At 72.0% G+C, this 14,713-nt stretch carries 12 protein-coding genes; 7 read left to right on the top strand and 5 right to left on the bottom strand.

Annotated elements, in window-relative coordinates:
- The first annotated feature begins 39 nt into the window (after window positions 1-39).
- The 4 genes from C3486_RS16065 to C3486_RS16050 all read left to right on the top strand — a co-directional run bounded on the left by C3486_RS16065 (window position 40) and on the right by C3486_RS16050 (window position 4,334).
- Window positions 40-699, top strand: a complete 660-nt coding sequence (locus C3486_RS16065) for a hypothetical protein (protein ID WP_103833393.1) — start codon at window positions 40-42, stop codon at window positions 697-699.
- Window positions 700-793: 94 nt separating this feature from the next.
- On the top strand, window positions 794-1,627 hold the full coding sequence (locus tag C3486_RS16060) for a thioredoxin domain-containing protein (protein WP_103833392.1): 834 nt from the start codon (window positions 794-796) through the stop codon (window positions 1,625-1,627).
- Window positions 1,628-1,755: 128 nt separating this feature from the next.
- On the top strand, window positions 1,756-2,601 hold the full coding sequence (locus C3486_RS16055; protein ID WP_103833391.1) for a thioredoxin domain-containing protein: 846 nt from the start codon (window positions 1,756-1,758) through the stop codon (window positions 2,599-2,601).
- 92 nt (window positions 2,602-2,693) lie between these two features.
- Window positions 2,694-4,334, top strand: a complete 1,641-nt coding sequence (locus C3486_RS16050; RefSeq protein WP_103833390.1) for an alkaline phosphatase — start codon at window positions 2,694-2,696, stop codon at window positions 4,332-4,334.
- A gap of 46 nt (window positions 4,335-4,380) precedes the next feature.
- Here the strand turns inward: C3486_RS16050 and C3486_RS16045 are convergent, their stop codons facing one another.
- Entirely contained in the window at window positions 4,381-5,010 is a 630-nt protein-coding gene (locus C3486_RS16045) for a dienelactone hydrolase family protein (RefSeq protein WP_103833389.1), read from the bottom strand.
- 54 nt (window positions 5,011-5,064) lie between these two features.
- Between C3486_RS16045 and C3486_RS16040 the strand changes: the two genes are divergently transcribed.
- Window positions 5,065-6,147 carry a mechanosensitive ion channel family protein gene (locus tag C3486_RS16040; protein ID WP_103833388.1) on the top strand — a complete coding sequence of 361 codons (1,083 nt, stop codon included), beginning with the start codon at window positions 5,065-5,067 and terminating at the stop codon, window positions 6,145-6,147.
- 14 nt (window positions 6,148-6,161) lie between these two features.
- Here the strand turns inward: C3486_RS16040 and C3486_RS16035 are convergent, their stop codons facing one another.
- The 4 genes from C3486_RS16035 to C3486_RS38545 form a co-directional block, all read right to left on the bottom strand.
- Entirely contained in the window at window positions 6,162-7,736 is a 1,575-nt protein-coding gene (locus C3486_RS16035; RefSeq protein WP_374936879.1) for a Na+/H+ antiporter, read from the bottom strand.
- Between the two features lie 138 nt (window positions 7,737-7,874).
- A complete protein-coding gene (locus C3486_RS16030) occupies window positions 7,875-8,816 on the bottom strand; it encodes an RluA family pseudouridine synthase (protein WP_103833386.1) in 942 nt (313 codons plus the stop codon).
- A 114-nt stretch (window positions 8,817-8,930) separates the two neighbouring features.
- Window positions 8,931-9,533: a signal peptidase II gene (gene lspA / locus C3486_RS16025; RefSeq protein WP_103833385.1), complete on the bottom strand. Its 603-nt coding sequence runs from the start codon at window positions 9,531-9,533 to the stop codon at window positions 8,931-8,933.
- Between the two features lie 147 nt (window positions 9,534-9,680).
- Window positions 9,681-10,178 (bottom strand): TraR/DksA C4-type zinc finger protein, encoded by a 498-nt coding sequence (locus tag C3486_RS38545; protein WP_308461245.1) that lies wholly within the window; start codon window positions 10,176-10,178, stop codon window positions 9,681-9,683.
- Window positions 10,179-10,182: 4 nt separating this feature from the next.
- On the opposite strand from C3486_RS38545, the gene C3486_RS38540 reads away from it, so the two are divergent.
- Window positions 10,183-10,764: a hypothetical protein gene (locus C3486_RS38540; RefSeq protein WP_308461244.1), complete on the top strand. Its 582-nt coding sequence runs from the start codon at window positions 10,183-10,185 to the stop codon at window positions 10,762-10,764.
- 584 nt (window positions 10,765-11,348) lie between these two features.
- Window positions 11,349-14,492 (top strand): isoleucine--tRNA ligase, encoded by a 3,144-nt coding sequence (gene ileS, locus C3486_RS16015; RefSeq protein WP_103833383.1) that lies wholly within the window; start codon window positions 11,349-11,351, stop codon window positions 14,490-14,492.
- Window positions 14,493-14,713 lie beyond the last annotated feature (221 nt).

Raw genomic sequence — 14,713 nt, 5'->3', positions numbered from 1 at the left:
AAGCGACGCTTATCCCGGCCCATGGCAGACTCGATTTCGATGGACATCTCGGCGGCACACCTGCGGGCAACGCGCGCGGCGCTCTTCACGGCGCTGTGCGTGACGCTGTCCGCCGCCTCCCACGTGCTGCTCTCCCGGATGCCGCTGCCGCTGACGACGGTGGCGGCGCTGGCCGCGGCCGTCTTCGTGATCGCGTACGCGCTGGCCGGCCGGGAGCGGCGCTTCGGTCCGATCGCCGCCCTGCTGGTGCCGCTGGAGCTGGCCGCCGACACCGTCTTCAGCATCGGCCAGCACGTCTGTTACGGCGCGGCCGGCGGCCCGGTCACCGGGCCGCTCCGCTCCCTGGGCGTGGATCTGCTGTGCCGCGGCGGCGACGTCGGCACGCCGCTGGCCCGGGCCGCCGGGCACCAGCCGGCCCCCGCCGCCACCTGGCTGCTCCTGCTCGCCGTGCACGTCGCGGTCGGGCTGCTGACCGCTGCCTGGCTGCGGCGCGGCGAGGCGGCGCTGGTCCGGCTGCTGGGCGCGCTGGCCGTCTTCGCGCTGCGGCCGCTGCTGATCGCGGTCGCGGTGCTGACCGCGGGCCGTGCCCCGCGCCGGCCGGCCGGCCGGTCCGAGGCGGCCGCCGCGCCGCCGCGCTCCGCGGCACTGCTGGTGCACTGCGTCGTACGCCGGGGACCGCCCTGCTCCCTCGCGGCCTGATCCGCGAGCCACCGGTCCCCTTCCCTCCGCACGGGCGCGGCACGCCGTCCTCCGGCGCCGCCCCGGCACCGCAGACCCCAGGAGCAAAACGATCATGAGCAACCGCAACAGCCAGGCGAACAAGCAGGCGGCCCGCGAGCGGCTGCGCGCCGAGCGCGAACGGCAGGCCAAGAAGGACAAGCTGCGCCGTCAGCTGACGGTGGGCGGCGCCATCGTCGTGGTGCTGGCCATCGCCGGCGGCATCGGGCTGGCCGTGGCCAAGTCCGGCAGCGGCGGCGACGGCAGCCCCGAGGACACCTGGGCCAAGGCCAAGGACGCCAAGCTGGTCAAGCCCGCGCACACCACCGGCAGCGACGGCACCGGCATCGAGATCGGCGACAAGAACGCCAAGAACACGCTGTCCCTGTACGAGGACCCGCGCTGCCCCGGCTGCGCCAACTTCGAGCAGAACGTCGGCGCGACGGTCGAGAAGGACATCGCGGACGGCAAGTACAAGGCCACGTTCCACCTGGGCACGTTCCTGGACGACAACCTCCAGGGCACCGGCTCGAAGAACGCGGTGAGCGCCCTGGGCGCCGCGCTGAACAAGAGCCCCGAGGCGTTCCTGAAGTACAAGTACGCGCTGTACTCGAAGAAGTACCACCCGGAGGAGACCGGCCCGGACAAGTTCGCCGACGACGCGTACCTGATCAAGGTGGCGGACACGGTGCCCGAGCTCAAGGGCGACAAGACGTTCCAGAAGGCCCTGAAGGACGGCACGTACGACCGCTGGGCGCTGGCGATGTCGGACGCGTTCAACAAGGCGAAGGACGTCCGCAGCACGCCGACGATCAAGCTGAACGACAAGCTGCTCTCCGCCGACGGGCAGAGCGCGCCGTCCACGGTCGGCGTCTTCAACTCCCTCGTGGACAAGGGCCTGAAGAAGTAGCGGGAGCCCGTGGAGCGGCCGGCGCGCGGCCGGGCGGCATTCGTCCGGTACGCCCGCCGGCCGTTGCAGAATCTTGACCTCGCGCCGGCCGGCCCCCGTGGCAGACTCCCCGCCATGGAGGGGACCGCATGAGCAACCGCAACAGCCAGGCCGCCAAGTCCGCAGCCCGTGAGCGCATACGCGCGGAACGGGAGCGGGAGAAGAAGCGCGCCAGACTCCGCCGCCAGCTCGTCGTGGCCGGCGGCGTACTCGGCGTCCTGGTGATCGCCGGCGGCATCGGCTACGGCGTGATGAAGGCGAACGAGCCCACCGGCTGGGAGGCCGCGAAAGAGGCGAAGCTGGTCGAGCCCGCGCACACGCAGGGCAAGAACGGCACCGAGATCCTCATCGGCGACAAGAACGCCAAGGAGACGCTGGAGGTGTTCGAGGACGTCCGCTGCCCGGCGTGCGCGGCCTTCGAGCAGTCCACCGGCAAGGTCCTCCTGAAGGACATCGACGACGGCCGCTACAAGGTCCGTTACACGATGTACGCGTTCATCGACGACATGGGCGGCGGCGAGGGCTCCAAGAACGCGCTGAGCGCGCTGGGCGCCGCGCTGAACAAGAGCCCCGAGGCGTTCCTCCACTACAAGGAGGCGCTGTACTCGCTGAAGAACCACCCCGAGGAGAGCGTCGACACCTACGCCAAGGACTCGGCGCTGCTGAAGGTCGCCGATCAGGTGCCGGAGCTCAAGGGTGACAAGAAGTTCCAGCAGGCGGTGAAGGACGGCACGTACGACCGCTGGGCGATGGAGATGGCCGGGCTGTTCGGCCGCAAGGGCGTCAAGGGCACCCCGACCTTCATGCACGGGGACAAGAAGCTGGAGCTGGCGCCGGTGCCGCAGCAGCAGATGACCCGGGAGCAGTACAACAAGATCGCGCAGGCCAACTTCAAGAAGATGATCGACAAGGAGTTCGGCCCGGCGCAGAAGTGACGGCGCACCCTCGCTGACCGGGGGCGCGGATTCCTCGATTCGAAAGAATCCGTACTCCCGGAGCTACTTACCAGACAGTAGGGTGATCGGCCGTGACCGATCATGACCAGATCTCGCGCCGTACCGCCGTCACGGCCGTAGCCGCGACCGCCGCCCTGCTGCCCTTCGGCGCCGCCGCCACCGCGCGGGCCGCCGAGCCCGCCGGCCCGGCCCCCTTCCAGCACGGCGTCGCCTCCGGTGACCCGCTGCCCGACGGCGTCCTGCTGTGGACCCGCGTCACCCCCACCGCCGACGCGGTGCCCGGCTCCGGAAAGGGGCCGGCCACCGAGGTGAGCTGGCAGGTGTCCACCGACAAGGGCTTCCGCCACGTGGTCGCGCGGGGAACCGCGACCGCCTCGGCGGCCGCCGACCACACCGTCAAGGCGGACGTACGGGGACTCTCGCCCGCCACCACCTACTGGTTCCGCTTCACCGCGCTCGGCGTCCACTCCCCCACGGGCCGCACCCGCACCGCGCCGGCCGCCGGCACCGCGGCCGGCAACGTCCGCTTCGGCGTGGTCTCCTGCGCCAACTGGGAGTCCGGCTACTTCTCGCCGTACCGCCACCTCGCGGCCCGCACCGAGCTGGACGCGGTGCTGCACCTCGGGGACTACCTCTACGAGTACAGGACCGGCGAGTACCCGGCACTGAAGTACGTGGTCCGGCCGCACTCCCCCGGCCACGAGCTGCTCACCCTGGCCGACTACCGCGTCCGGCACGGCGTCCACAAGACCGACCCCGACGCGCAGGCGATGCACGCCACGCACCCGGTCATCGCGATGTGGGACGACCACGAGTTCGCCGACAACGCCTGGAAGGGCGGCGCGGAGAACCACACGCCGGGCGCCGAGGGCGACTGGGCGGCCCGGATGGCCGCTGCCAAGCAGGCGTACTTCGAGTGGATGCCGGTGCGCCCCTCCACCGCCGGCACCACCTACCGTCGGCTCCAGTTCGGCACCCTCGCCGATCTGCACCTGCTGGACCTGCGCAGCTTCCGCGACGAGCAGCCGCCGATCGGCAGCGGCCAGGCCGACGACCCCGGCCGCACGATCACCGGACGGGCCCAGCTGGAATGGCTGAAGGCAGGGCTGGAGCGGTCGGCGGCGGCCTGGCGGCTGGTCGGCACCTCGGTGATGATCTCGCCGGTGGCGTTCGGCTCCGTGCCGGCGCACCTGCTGGGACCGCTCGCCGAGGTGCTGGGGCTGCCCAAGGAGGGCCTGGCGGTCAACACCGACCAGTGGGACGGCTACACCGACGACCGGCACGAGCTGCTGGCGCACCTCAGCGACCGGTCCATCGGCAACACCGTCTTCCTGACCGGCGACATCCACATGGCGTGGGCCAACGACGTGCCGCTCAAGGCCGCGACGTACCCGGGGCAGGCACCGGTGGCCACCGAGTTCGTCGTCACCTCGGTCACCTCCGACAACCTCGACGACACCCTGCACGTCGCCCCGCACACGCTGTCGCTGCCCGCCGCCGCGGCGATCCGGACCGCCAACCGCCACGTGAAGTGGCTGGACATGGACAGCCACGGCTACGGCGTCGTGGACGTCACCGCCGAGCGGACCCAGATGGACTACTACGCCGTCTCGGACAAGGCGGACCCGGACGCCACGGCGTCGTGGCAGCGCTCGTACCGCACGCTCAGCGGCACCCAGCGCGTGGAGCGGGCCGACGGGCCGGTGGTCTGAGCGGCGCTCCCGGCGGCCGCTGACGGCCGCCGGGAGCGCCCGGGACTCACAGGCTCGCCAGGAAGCCCAGTCCCACCTGCCAGGCGCTCTCGGCGGCCTCCTTGTCGTAGTCCGGCAGCCCGTCGTCGGTGAAGAGGTGCCCGGCGCCGGGGTAGCGGTAGACCTCCACGTCGGCGCCGGCCCGCTGCATGCGGAGGTACCAGGCGTTCAGCCAGTCGTGCGGCTCGAAGGGGTCGGGATCGGCCACGTGCAGCTGCACCGGCAGGTCGTCCACGGCCGCGTCCTCGGCGATGTCGGAGGTGCCGTGGAGCAGCAGCAGGCCGCGCGCCTTCTCGTCGGCCAGCGCGAGGTTCTGCGCGACGGAGCCGCCGAAGGACAGGCCGGCGTAGACCAGGCCGCGCTCGGAGTACGGCGCCACCGCCGTCACGGCGCGCCGCAGCAGCTCGTCCTTGCCGATCTCGTCCTTGATCTCGATGCCGTCCTCGATGGTGTCCGCGGTGCGCCCGTCGAACAGGTCGGGAACGATCACTTCATGGCCGGCGGCGCGCAGTCGCTCGGCGCCCGCCTGTACAGCCGGCCGCAGCCCGTACACAGAATGGAACAGAACAACGGTTTGAGAAGCCGCGGAGCCGGTCACTGGATTCACTTCCCTGTCGATGGATCGCACTCCTCCCATCGTGCCAGCTACGGTCGACAGGAAGCGGACCCGACCAGGAGGGATCACGTGTCCATGGAGGACGTACTGCGTCCGCTGATCGTCGTGGGCGGTTCGGTCGCCCTCACGTTCGCCCTGGGCTGGGCGGCCGACCTGGCGATGCGCCGGGCCGACGCCGCGCGCCCGGACACCCCGTTGTGGGGCCTGCTGCGGCGCTGCCGCATACCGCTGCAAGTGGTGCTCCTGTCGGCGCTGCTGCGCGGGTCGTTCGACCGCACCAAGCTCCGGATCATCGACGATCACAGCGCGGGCATCGGGCAGCTGCTGTCCCTGATCCTCATCGCCGCTGCCGCCTGGCTGGCCATCCGGGTCTCGGCCGCCATCGTCGAGTCCTCGTACTCCCGGTACGCGGCGGGCGCCCGGGACACCGCCCGGCTGCGGCGGGTCCGCACGCAGGTCACGCTCATCCAGCGGGTGGTCACCGCGGTGGTCACGGTCGTGGCCGTGGCCGCGATGCTGCTGACCTTCCCCGGCATGCGGACGGTGGGCACGTCGATGCTGGCCTCGGCCGGTGTGCTGGGCATCGTCGCCGGTGTCGCCGCCCAGTCGACGCTCGGCAACCTCTTCGCCGGCCTGCAGATCGCCTTCGGCGACATGGTCCGGATCGGCGACACGGTCGTGGTCGACGGCGAGTGGGGCACGGTCGAGGAGATCACCCTGACCTTCCTGACCGTACGGACCTGGGACGAGCGCCGGATCACCATGCCGGTCTCGTACTTCACCAGCAAGCCGTTCGAGAACTGGTCACGCGGCGGGGCGCAGATGACCGGCACGGTCTTCTTCCAGCTCGACCACCGCGCGCCCATCGAGGAGATGCGCGAGAAGCTGCAGGAGATCCTGAAGAACTCCGACGCCTGGGACGGCCGGGCGCAGACCCTGGTGGTCACCGACACCACCCCCAGCACGATCGAGGTGCGGGCGCTGGTGACCGCGCGGGATGCGGACGCGATCTGGGCCGTCCGCTGCGAGGTGCGCGAGCAGATGATCACCTGGCTGCGGGACGCGCATCCGTACGCGCTGCCGCGGATCGCCACGGCGCCCGCCGCGGTCCTGGAGCCCGGCGACGAGCGGGCCGGCCGGCCCGTCCTGGAGAAGTAGCGTTTCGCCGGACGTCAGGGGTGGGCGCGCAGGCTGCGCACGTCCAGGTGGCGCAGGACCCGGTCGACGACCTCCGGGTCCGAACCCGGCTCGCTGCGCGCCGAGAGCACCTCGTGGCGCGCGGCGGACAGCAGCTCGCCCTGGATGCGCTGGACCTTCTTCACGCGCGCGATGCGCTTGTCGTAGCCCTCGCGCCGCTCGTCGTCCACGATGTCCGGCGAGATGCGGGCGCCCATCTCGTACGTGCTCCGGGACAGCCGCTCGACGACCTCGTCGGACAGCTCCTCCTCGGACGTGATCTCCTTCAGCCGCTTGCGGGCAGCCTTGACCACGCGGACCGCCAGCTCGCGCTCCAGCGCGTCCTCGGCGTCCGTGTCGGCCCGCACCCCCAGCTTCTTGACCAGGAAGGGCAGCGTCAGACCCTGCACCACGAGGGTGGCCAGCACGACCGCGAAGGCGATGAAGAGGATCTCGTCGCGCGCCGGGAAGGGGCCGCCGCCGTCGACCTCGAACGGAATGGCCAGCGCCAGCGCCACCGACGCCACCCCGCGCATCCCCGACCACCACATGACGATGGTCTCCCGCCAGCTGGTGGGGATCTCCTCCGCGATCCGGTGCCGGTGCAGCCGCTGGGCCAGCCACGCGGCGGGCAGCAGCCACAGCAGCCGCAGGCCCACCACGACGCCGATGACCGCGCCGCAGGCGCCCAGCAGCTGCTTCCAGTGGCCGGCCGCTGTGCCGAAGATGTTGTGCAGCTCCAGGCCGATCAGGCCGAAGGCGACGCCGGTGACGAGGGTGTCGACGACCTCCCAGAAGGTGTGGCCGGCCAGCCGCCCCATCACGTCGTCGGCGTCGGCGGCGTAGTGCGCGAGGAAGAGCGCCGCGGTGAGCACCGCGAGCACGCCCGAGCCGTGCAGCTCCTCGGCGAGCACGTACGCCACGAACGGCACCAGCAGCGTCAGGCCGACCTGGAGGGTCGCGTCGTCGACCACGTTCATCAGCTTGTTGGCCAGCCAGCCGAGCACCACGCCGACCGCTATGGCCACCACGGCCGAGAGCAGCAGCTGGCCGACCGCGGCCGGCGCGGAGAACTCCCCGGAGACCGCGGCGGCCAGCGCCACGTGGTACAGCACGATCGCGGTGACGTCGTTGAACAGCCCCTCGCCCTCCAGGATCGACACCAGCCGGCGGGGCAGTCCGAGCTTGCCGGCGACCGCGGTCGCGGCGACCGGGTCCGGCGGCGCCACCAGCGCGCCGAGCGCCACGGCGGCGGCCACCGGCAGCCCGGGGACGACGCTGTGCGCGACGGCCGCGACGGCGGCCGTGGTGGCGAAGACCAGCGCCACCGCGAGCAGGAAGATCGGCCGGATGTTGGCGGTGAACTGCCGCCAGGACGTGCGCTGCACCGCCGCGTACAGCAGCGGTGGCAGCAGCAGCGGGAGGATGAACTCCGGCGGCACGTGGACGTTCGGCACGAACGGCAGCAGGGCCAGCACCGCGCCCGCGAGGGTCATCAGCACCGGTGACGGCAGTCCCAGCCGGTCGCCGAGGGGGACCATGAGCACGGCCCCCAGCAGCAGGACGAACATCAGGGCCAGCTGGTCCACGGCAGGCACGCTCCGGAGCTTCGGAATCAGTCGATCACTGATCAAGCCTGCCACGAAGTCCGGGAAACGCCCGTCGACGGGACCGCGGGAAGCGGCCGTACGGGCGCCCGTACGGCGGCGTCAGGCGCTCTCGGCCCGCACCCGGTCCAGGGCCCGCTGCAGGTCCTCCGGATAGTCGCTCTCGAACTCCACCCAGCGGCCGTCCGCGGGGTGCTGGAAGCCCAGCCGCACGGCGTGCAGCCACTGCCGGGAGATGCCGAGGCGCTTGGCGAGGGTGGGGTCGGCGCCGTACGTCAGGTCGCCGACGCAGGGGTGGCGGTGCGCGGACATGTGCACGCGGATCTGGTGCGTGCGGCCGGTCTCCAGCTTGATGTCCAGCAGGCTGGCCGCGCGGAACGCCTCGATGAGGTCGTAGTGCGTCACGGACGGCTTGCCGTCGGCGGTCACCGCCCACTTGTAGTCGTGCTGCGGGTGGCGGCCGATGGGGGCGTCGATCGTGCCGCTCAGCGGGTCGGGGTGGCCCTGGACCAGCGCGTTGTACTTCTTCTCCGGGACGCGCTCCTTGAACTGGCGCTTCAGGGAGGTGTAGGCCCGCTCGGACTTGGCCACGACCATCAGGCCCGAGGTGCCGACGTCCAGGCGGTGCACGATGCCCTGGCGCTCGGCGGCGCCGGAGGTCGAGATGCGGTACCCCGCGGCGGCGAGGCCGCCGATGACCGTGGTGCCGGTCCAGCCGGGGCTGGGGTGCGCGGCCACGCCGACCGGCTTCATGATCACGACGATGTCGTCGTCGTCGTGGACGATCTCCATGCCCTCCACGGGCTCGGCGACGATCTCCACCGGGGCCGGGGCCTGCGGCATCTCCACTTCGAGCCAGGCGCCGCCGTGCACCCGCTCGGACTTCATCACCTCGGCCCCGTCCACCCGGACCTTTCCGGCGGCGGCCAGCTCGGCCGCCTTCGTACGGGAGAAGCCGAACATGCGGGCCAGCGCGGCGTCGACGCGCTCGCCCTCCAGGCCGTCCGGTACGGGCAGGGTGCGGATCTCGGGAATCGTGCTCACCCCACGAGTATGGCAGTCCCCGGGGACGCTCCCGTCGGCCCCGCCCCCGCCTGTGGACAACTCCCTCCGGGACCCGGCGCCGGGCCCCGGATCAGCGCATGTCCGGCTCCCGGATCAGTCCTTGTGGAGCGTGCCGTCCGGGTCCAGGCCGCGGAAGGACAGCAGCACGATCAGGACGCCGCCGCACACGATCCCGGAGTCGGCGAGGTTGAAGACCGCGAAGTGCGCGGGCGCGATGAAGTCGACCACCGCGCCCTGGAAGACGCCCGGCGAGCGGAAGAGCCGGTCGGTGAGGTTGCCGAAGGCGCCGCCGAGCAGCAGGCCGAGCGCGATGGCCCAGGGCAGGCTGTAGAGCTTGCGGGCCACCCGGAAGATCACCACGATCACCGCGACCGCGATCAGCGTGAGGAAGATGGTCAGCGCCTCGCCCATGCTGAAGGCGGCGCCGCGGTTGCGGATCACCTCGAACTGCAGCAGGTCCCCGATCACCCGGACCGGCGCGTGGTGCTCCAGCTTGGCCACGACCAGCAGCTTGCTGCCGAGGTCCAGCAGGTACACGATCAGCGCGACGACGAGCAGCGCGGTGATCCGCCGCCGTCCGCGCGGCGCCGCCGTCGCGCCCGGCTCCGCCGCGCCCTGCTCGGCCTCCCCGCCGTCCCCCTGTCCGGGCTCCGGCCCGGTTCCCGGCGTACCGGTGATGCGCTCCGCCTCTGCCACGTTGTGAGTCCCTCGGCCCGTCGTTTCCCCGGCCAGGCCGCGCCTGGCTGAGGTTCGAGGGTACGGCACGGGCCCCGGGCGCAGGCGCGCACGGGGTACCCCCGGCAGGTACGGGCGCGGGCCGGGGCGCGGGCCCCGGCCCGGCGGCTAGCGGCGCTCGGTCTTCTGCTTGCACTCCACGCAGAGCGTGGCCCTGGGGAACGCCTGCATCCGCGCCTTGCCGATCGGCTTGCCGCAGTTCTCGCAGAGCCCGTACGTGCCGGCGTCCAGCCGCTCCAGCGCGCGCTCGGTCTGCAGCAGCATCTCGCGCGCGTTGGAGGCCAGCGCCATCTCGTGCTCACGGGTGATGTTCTTCGTGCCGGTGTCGGCCTCGTCGCCGGCCCCGTCGCCCGAGTCCCGCATCAGCCCCGCGATGGCGTCCTCGGAGGAGCGGATCTCGTTGCGCAGCCGGTCCTCCTCGTCCCGCAGCATCGACCGGGCCTCGTCGGCCTCGGCCTCGGACCACGGGTCCTCGCCCGGCCGTACGGGCAGTTCGTGCGCGGCGGCCGGGCCGGTACGCGCCTTGGGCAGGGCCGTCCCGCCGGCCGTCTGCTCGCTGTCGTCCACCGCAGCGGCCGGTGCCCCGCCCGGAGTCTTCTTCGCCACCGTCTTGGCTCCCGTCTTCTTCGCGGGCACCGCCTCCTGCGGCGGTGCAGCCTTCCTGGCCGTGCTCCTGCCGGCGGTCGTGTCGGCCGCGGCCTCCTGCGCCGCGGTCTCCGCTGCCGCTGTCGGCTCCGCCGCGGTCTTCCGCGCGGCGGTCTTCTTCGCGGGCGCGCCGCCCGCCGTGCTCTTCTTCACCGTCTTCTCAACGGTCTTCCCGGCGGGTTCGCTCCCGGCCGCGGTTTTCCTCGCGGTTTTCCTCGCGGTCTTCTTCGCGGCCTTCTTCGCGGTCTTCCCGGCGGCCGTCTTCTTCGCGGGCTCGTCGCCGGGCGCGCTCCCCTCCGGGGGCGGGTTCCCGGTCGCGGTTCTCCTCGCCGCGGCCGCTCTCACCGGCGGGGGCCCGGTACCGGGCTCCTCCACCGCGTCCTCCCCCGCGGGAGGGTTGCCGGTCGCCGTGTTCTCCGGCGTCCCGTCCGCCGCGGCCTCCCCGGCGGGTTCCCCGCCGTCCGGCGTGGACCGTCCGGTCGCCGCCGTGCTCTCGTGCGCGGCGGTCTCTTTCGCCACCATGGCCGCGATCCCTTCACGTATGTGATCATGCTCGCGAATCGTGACCGGAACGATAAATCGACTCACAGCACGCGGCAACGGGACGCACCGCCCTCCACCGTCCGGCCTCCCACCCCGGGAGTCCGGTCTGCAACCGTTGTGCCCCGCTCCCCGGCCGGTAATCCGGCCGTCACGGGCCGGACCACGGGTCCGGCCGCGCCGTCCTGCGCCTGCCGGGTTCCACCGCGTTGCGTAGCGGCATTCGGGTCAAGGGCCCGCGCCGCCGGTACCTCAGTCGGCGCAGCCGGAAAAGCGGTCGGCCACCGCGGCGCGCGACCCGTACACTGTGGGGCAGAGCGAAAGGCGTGGATGGGACGAGTAGCGCCGCACGCAGCCCAGAGCGATCCGGGGACGGTGGGAGCCCGGAGGTGTGCGCGTCGTGAAGATCACCCCGGAGCCGCCGGAAGAACGCCCCAGGAGGCCCCTGGGTGCCAGTAGACCCGGCATCGCGATCCCAATGAGGGGGCCGAGGAGATCCGCTTCGGCCAAGGAGGGTGGTACCGCGGGAGCAGCGCGCTCTCGTCCCTCCGGTCGGAGAACGCAAGCGGTGTCCGCCGGAGGAAGCCCCCGATGAGTCCCACACCCCAGTACAACCAGGTGCCCGCGCAGGTGGACCTGCCCGCGCTGGAGCACGCCGTGCTCGACTTCTGGGAAGAGCAGAAGGTCTTCGCGCGCAGCCTGGAGCAGTCCGAGGGCCGCCCCGAGTGGGTGTTCTACGAGGGCCCGCCCACGGCCAACGGCATGCCCGGCGCGCACCACATCGAGGCCCGCGTCTTCAAGGACGTCTTCCCCCGCTTCCGCACCATGCAGGGCTATCACGTCGGCCGGAAGGCCGGCTGGGACTGCCACGGCCTGCCCGTGGAGCTGGCCGTGGAGAAGGAGCTGGGCTTCAACGGCAAGAAGGACATCGAGGCGTACGGCATCGCCGAGTTCAACGCCAAGTGCCGCGAGTCCGTGACCCGGCACACCGACGCCTTCGCCGAGCTCACCACCCGGATGGGCTACTGGGTCGACCTCGACGACGCCTACCGCACGATGAACCCCGAGTACATCGAGTCGGTGTGGTGGTCGCTGAAGGAGATCTTCAAGAAGGGCCTGCTGGTCCAGGACCACCGCGTCGCCCCCTGGTGCCCCCGCTGCGGCACCGGCCTCTCGGACCACGAGCTGGCCCAGGGCTACGAGACGGTCGTCGACCCCTCGGTCTACGTCCGCCTGCCGCTGACCTCCGGCCCGCTGGCCGGCGAGGCCAAGCTGCTGATCTGGACGACCACACCCTGGACGCTGGTCTCCAACACCGCCGTCGCCGCGCACCCCGACGTCACGTACGTCGTCGCCACCGACGGCACCGAGAAGCTGGTCGTCGCGGAGCAGCTGGTCGAGAAGGCGCTCGGCGAGGGCTGGACGGCCACGGGCCAGACCTTCACCGGCCGCGAGATGGAGCGCTGGGCGTACGAGCGCCCGTTCGACCTGGTCGAGCTCGAAGGCGCCAACTTCGTCGTCAACGCCGAGTACGTCACCACCGAGGACGGCACCGGCCTGGTCCACCAGGCGCCCGCCTTCGGTGAGGACGACCTCAAGACCTGCAAGGGCTACGGCCTCCCGGTCATCAACCCCGTCCGCCCCGACGGCACCTTCGAGGAGGACCTCGCGCTGGTCGGCGGGCAGTTCTTCAAGAAGGCCGACGAGGCGCTGGTCGCCGACCTGGACGCGCGCGGCCTGCTCTTCCGCCACGTCGCGTACGAGCACAGCTACCCGCACTGCTGGCGCTGCCACACCGCGCTCCTCTACTACGCCCAGCCGTCCTGGTACATCCGTACGACCGCGATCAAGGACGCGCTGCTCCGCGAGAACGAGAACACCAACTGGTACCCGGAGTCGGTCAAGCACGGCCGCTTCGGCGACTGGCTGAACAACAACATCGACTGGGCCCTCTCCCGGAACCGCTACTGGGGCACCCCGCTGCCCATCTGGCGCTGCGCGGAGGACCACCTCACCTGCGTCGGCTCGCTCGCCGAGCTGTCGGAGCTGACCGGCACCGACCAGACCGGCCTGGACCCGCACCGCCCGTTCATCGACGACGTCACCTTCACCTGCTCCCACGAGGGCTGCTCGGCGGAGGCCGTACGCGTCCCCGAGGTCATCGACGCCTGGTACGACTCGGGCTCCATGCCCTTCGCGCAGTGGGGCTACCCGTACCGCAACAAGGAGCTCTTCGAGAAGCGGTACCCGGCGCAGTTCATCTCCGAGGCCATCGACCAGACCCGCGGCTGGTTCTACACGCTGATGGCGGTCGGCACCCTCGTCTTCGACAAGTCCTCGTACGAGAACGTCGTCTGCCTGGGCCACATCCTGGCCGAGGACGGCCGGAAGATGTCCAAGCACCTGGGCAACATCCTCCAGCCGATCCCGCTGATGGACCAGCACGGTGCCGACGCGGTCCGCTGGTTCATGGCGGCCGGCGGCTCCCCGTGGGCGGCGCGCCGCGTCGGCCACGGCACGATCCAGGAAGTGGTCCGCAAGACCCTTCTCACCTACTGGAACACCGTCGCGTTCCAGGCGCTGTACGCCCGTACGGCCGGCTGGGCGCCGAGCGCGTCCGACCCGGCGCCGGCCGACCGCCCGGTCCTGGACCGCTGGCTGATCGGCGAGCTGAACGCGCTGGTCGAGGAGGTCACCACGGCGCTGGAGTCGTACGACACCCAGCGCGCCGGCAAGGCGCTCTCCGCCTTCGTCGACGACCTCTCCAACTGGTACGTGCGCCGCTCGCGCCGCCGCTTCTGGCAGGGCGACGCGGCCGCGCTGCGCACCCTGCACGAGGTCATCGAGACGGTCACCCGCCTGATGGCGCCGCTCACCCCGTTCATCACCGAGCGGGTCTGGCAGGACCTGGTCGTGCCGGTCACCCCGGGCGCGCCGGACTCGGTCCACCTGTCGAGCTGGCCGGTCGCCGACAAGGACGCCATCGACCCGGCGCTCTCCGCGCAGATGGCCCTGGTCCGCCGGCTGGTCGAGCTGGGCCGCGCCACGCGCGCGGAATCCGGCGTGAAGACCCGCCAGCCGCTGTCCCGCGCGCTGGTCGCCGCCGCCGGCTTCGAGAACCTCTCCGACGACCTGCGGACGCAGATCACCGAGGAGCTGAACGTCAGCTCGCTGGCCTCGCTGTCCGAGGTGGGCGGCTCGCTGGTCGACACCACGGCCAAGGCCAACTTCCGTGCCCTGGGCAAGCGGTTCGGCAAGGGCGTCCAGGCGGTCGCCAAGGCCATCGCGAACGCCGACGCCGCGGCCCTGTCGCTGGCACTGCGCGAGGGCACGGCCTCGGTCGAGGTCGAGGGCGAGACCGTCACCCTGGCCCCGGACGAGGTGATCATCACCGAGACCCCGCGCGAGGGCTGGTCCGTGGCGTCCGACTCGGGTGCCACGGTCGCCCTGGACCTGGAGATCACCCCGGAGCTGCGCCGCGCCGGCCTGGCCCGCGACGCCATCCGCCTCATCCAGGAGGCCCGCAAGAACAGCGGCCTGGACGTCGCGGACCGGATCGCCCTGCGCTGGCAGTCCACCGACGAGGAGGTCCGCACGGCCCTCGCCGACCACGCGGCCCTGATCGCCGACGAGGTCCTGGCGACGGACTTCGCCACGGGTGACGCGGACGAGGCGTACGGCGAACCGTTCACCGACGAGGCCCTGGCGCTCACCTTCCGCCTGCGCAAGGCGTAACCGTACGGGCCGCCCCGGCCCCTACGAACGACACACCGAGGCCCCCGGTACGAGTGAGTCCCGTACCGGGGGCCTCGGCATGCGCCCCGTAAGGGGCGCGGGGCGTTTCGATATGCGGCTCCGCCGCGCGGGCGTGAGCAACCACCACGGCGCCGCAGCCCGCCGACGACCGTCCCGCCCACGGCGCACATCGGCCCCCACCGAAGGCGAACCCGTCGGCC

It is taken from the genome of Streptomyces sp. Ru73, from assembly GCF_002920575.1.
In the GTDB taxonomy this organism is placed as follows: Bacteria; Actinomycetota; Actinomycetes; order Streptomycetales; family Streptomycetaceae; genus Streptomyces.
Note: the sequence above shows the minus strand (reverse complement) of the source record. Positions and strands in the feature narration are given on the sequence as shown.

Excerpts from the sequence above, each read along its gene's own strand:
- C3486_RS16065 (WP_103833393.1), top strand. The coding sequence starts at position 40 with ATGGACATCTCGGCGGCACACCTGCGGGCAACGCGCGCGGCGCTCTTC.
- C3486_RS16060 (WP_103833392.1), top strand. The coding sequence starts at position 794 with ATGAGCAACCGCAACAGCCAGGCGAACAAGCAGGCGGCCCGCGAGCGG.
- C3486_RS16055 (WP_103833391.1), top strand. The coding sequence starts at position 1,756 with ATGAGCAACCGCAACAGCCAGGCCGCCAAGTCCGCAGCCCGTGAGCGC.
- C3486_RS16045 (WP_103833389.1), bottom strand. The coding sequence starts at position 5,010 with ATGGGAGGAGTGCGATCCATCGACAGGGAAGTGAATCCAGTGACCGGC.
- C3486_RS16040 (WP_103833388.1), top strand. The coding sequence starts at position 5,065 with ATGGAGGACGTACTGCGTCCGCTGATCGTCGTGGGCGGTTCGGTCGCC.
- C3486_RS16035 (WP_374936879.1), bottom strand. The coding sequence starts at position 7,736 with ATGTTCGTCCTGCTGCTGGGGGCCGTGCTCATGGTCCCCCTCGGCGAC.
- ileS (WP_103833383.1), top strand. The coding sequence starts at position 11,349 with ATGAGTCCCACACCCCAGTACAACCAGGTGCCCGCGCAGGTGGACCTG.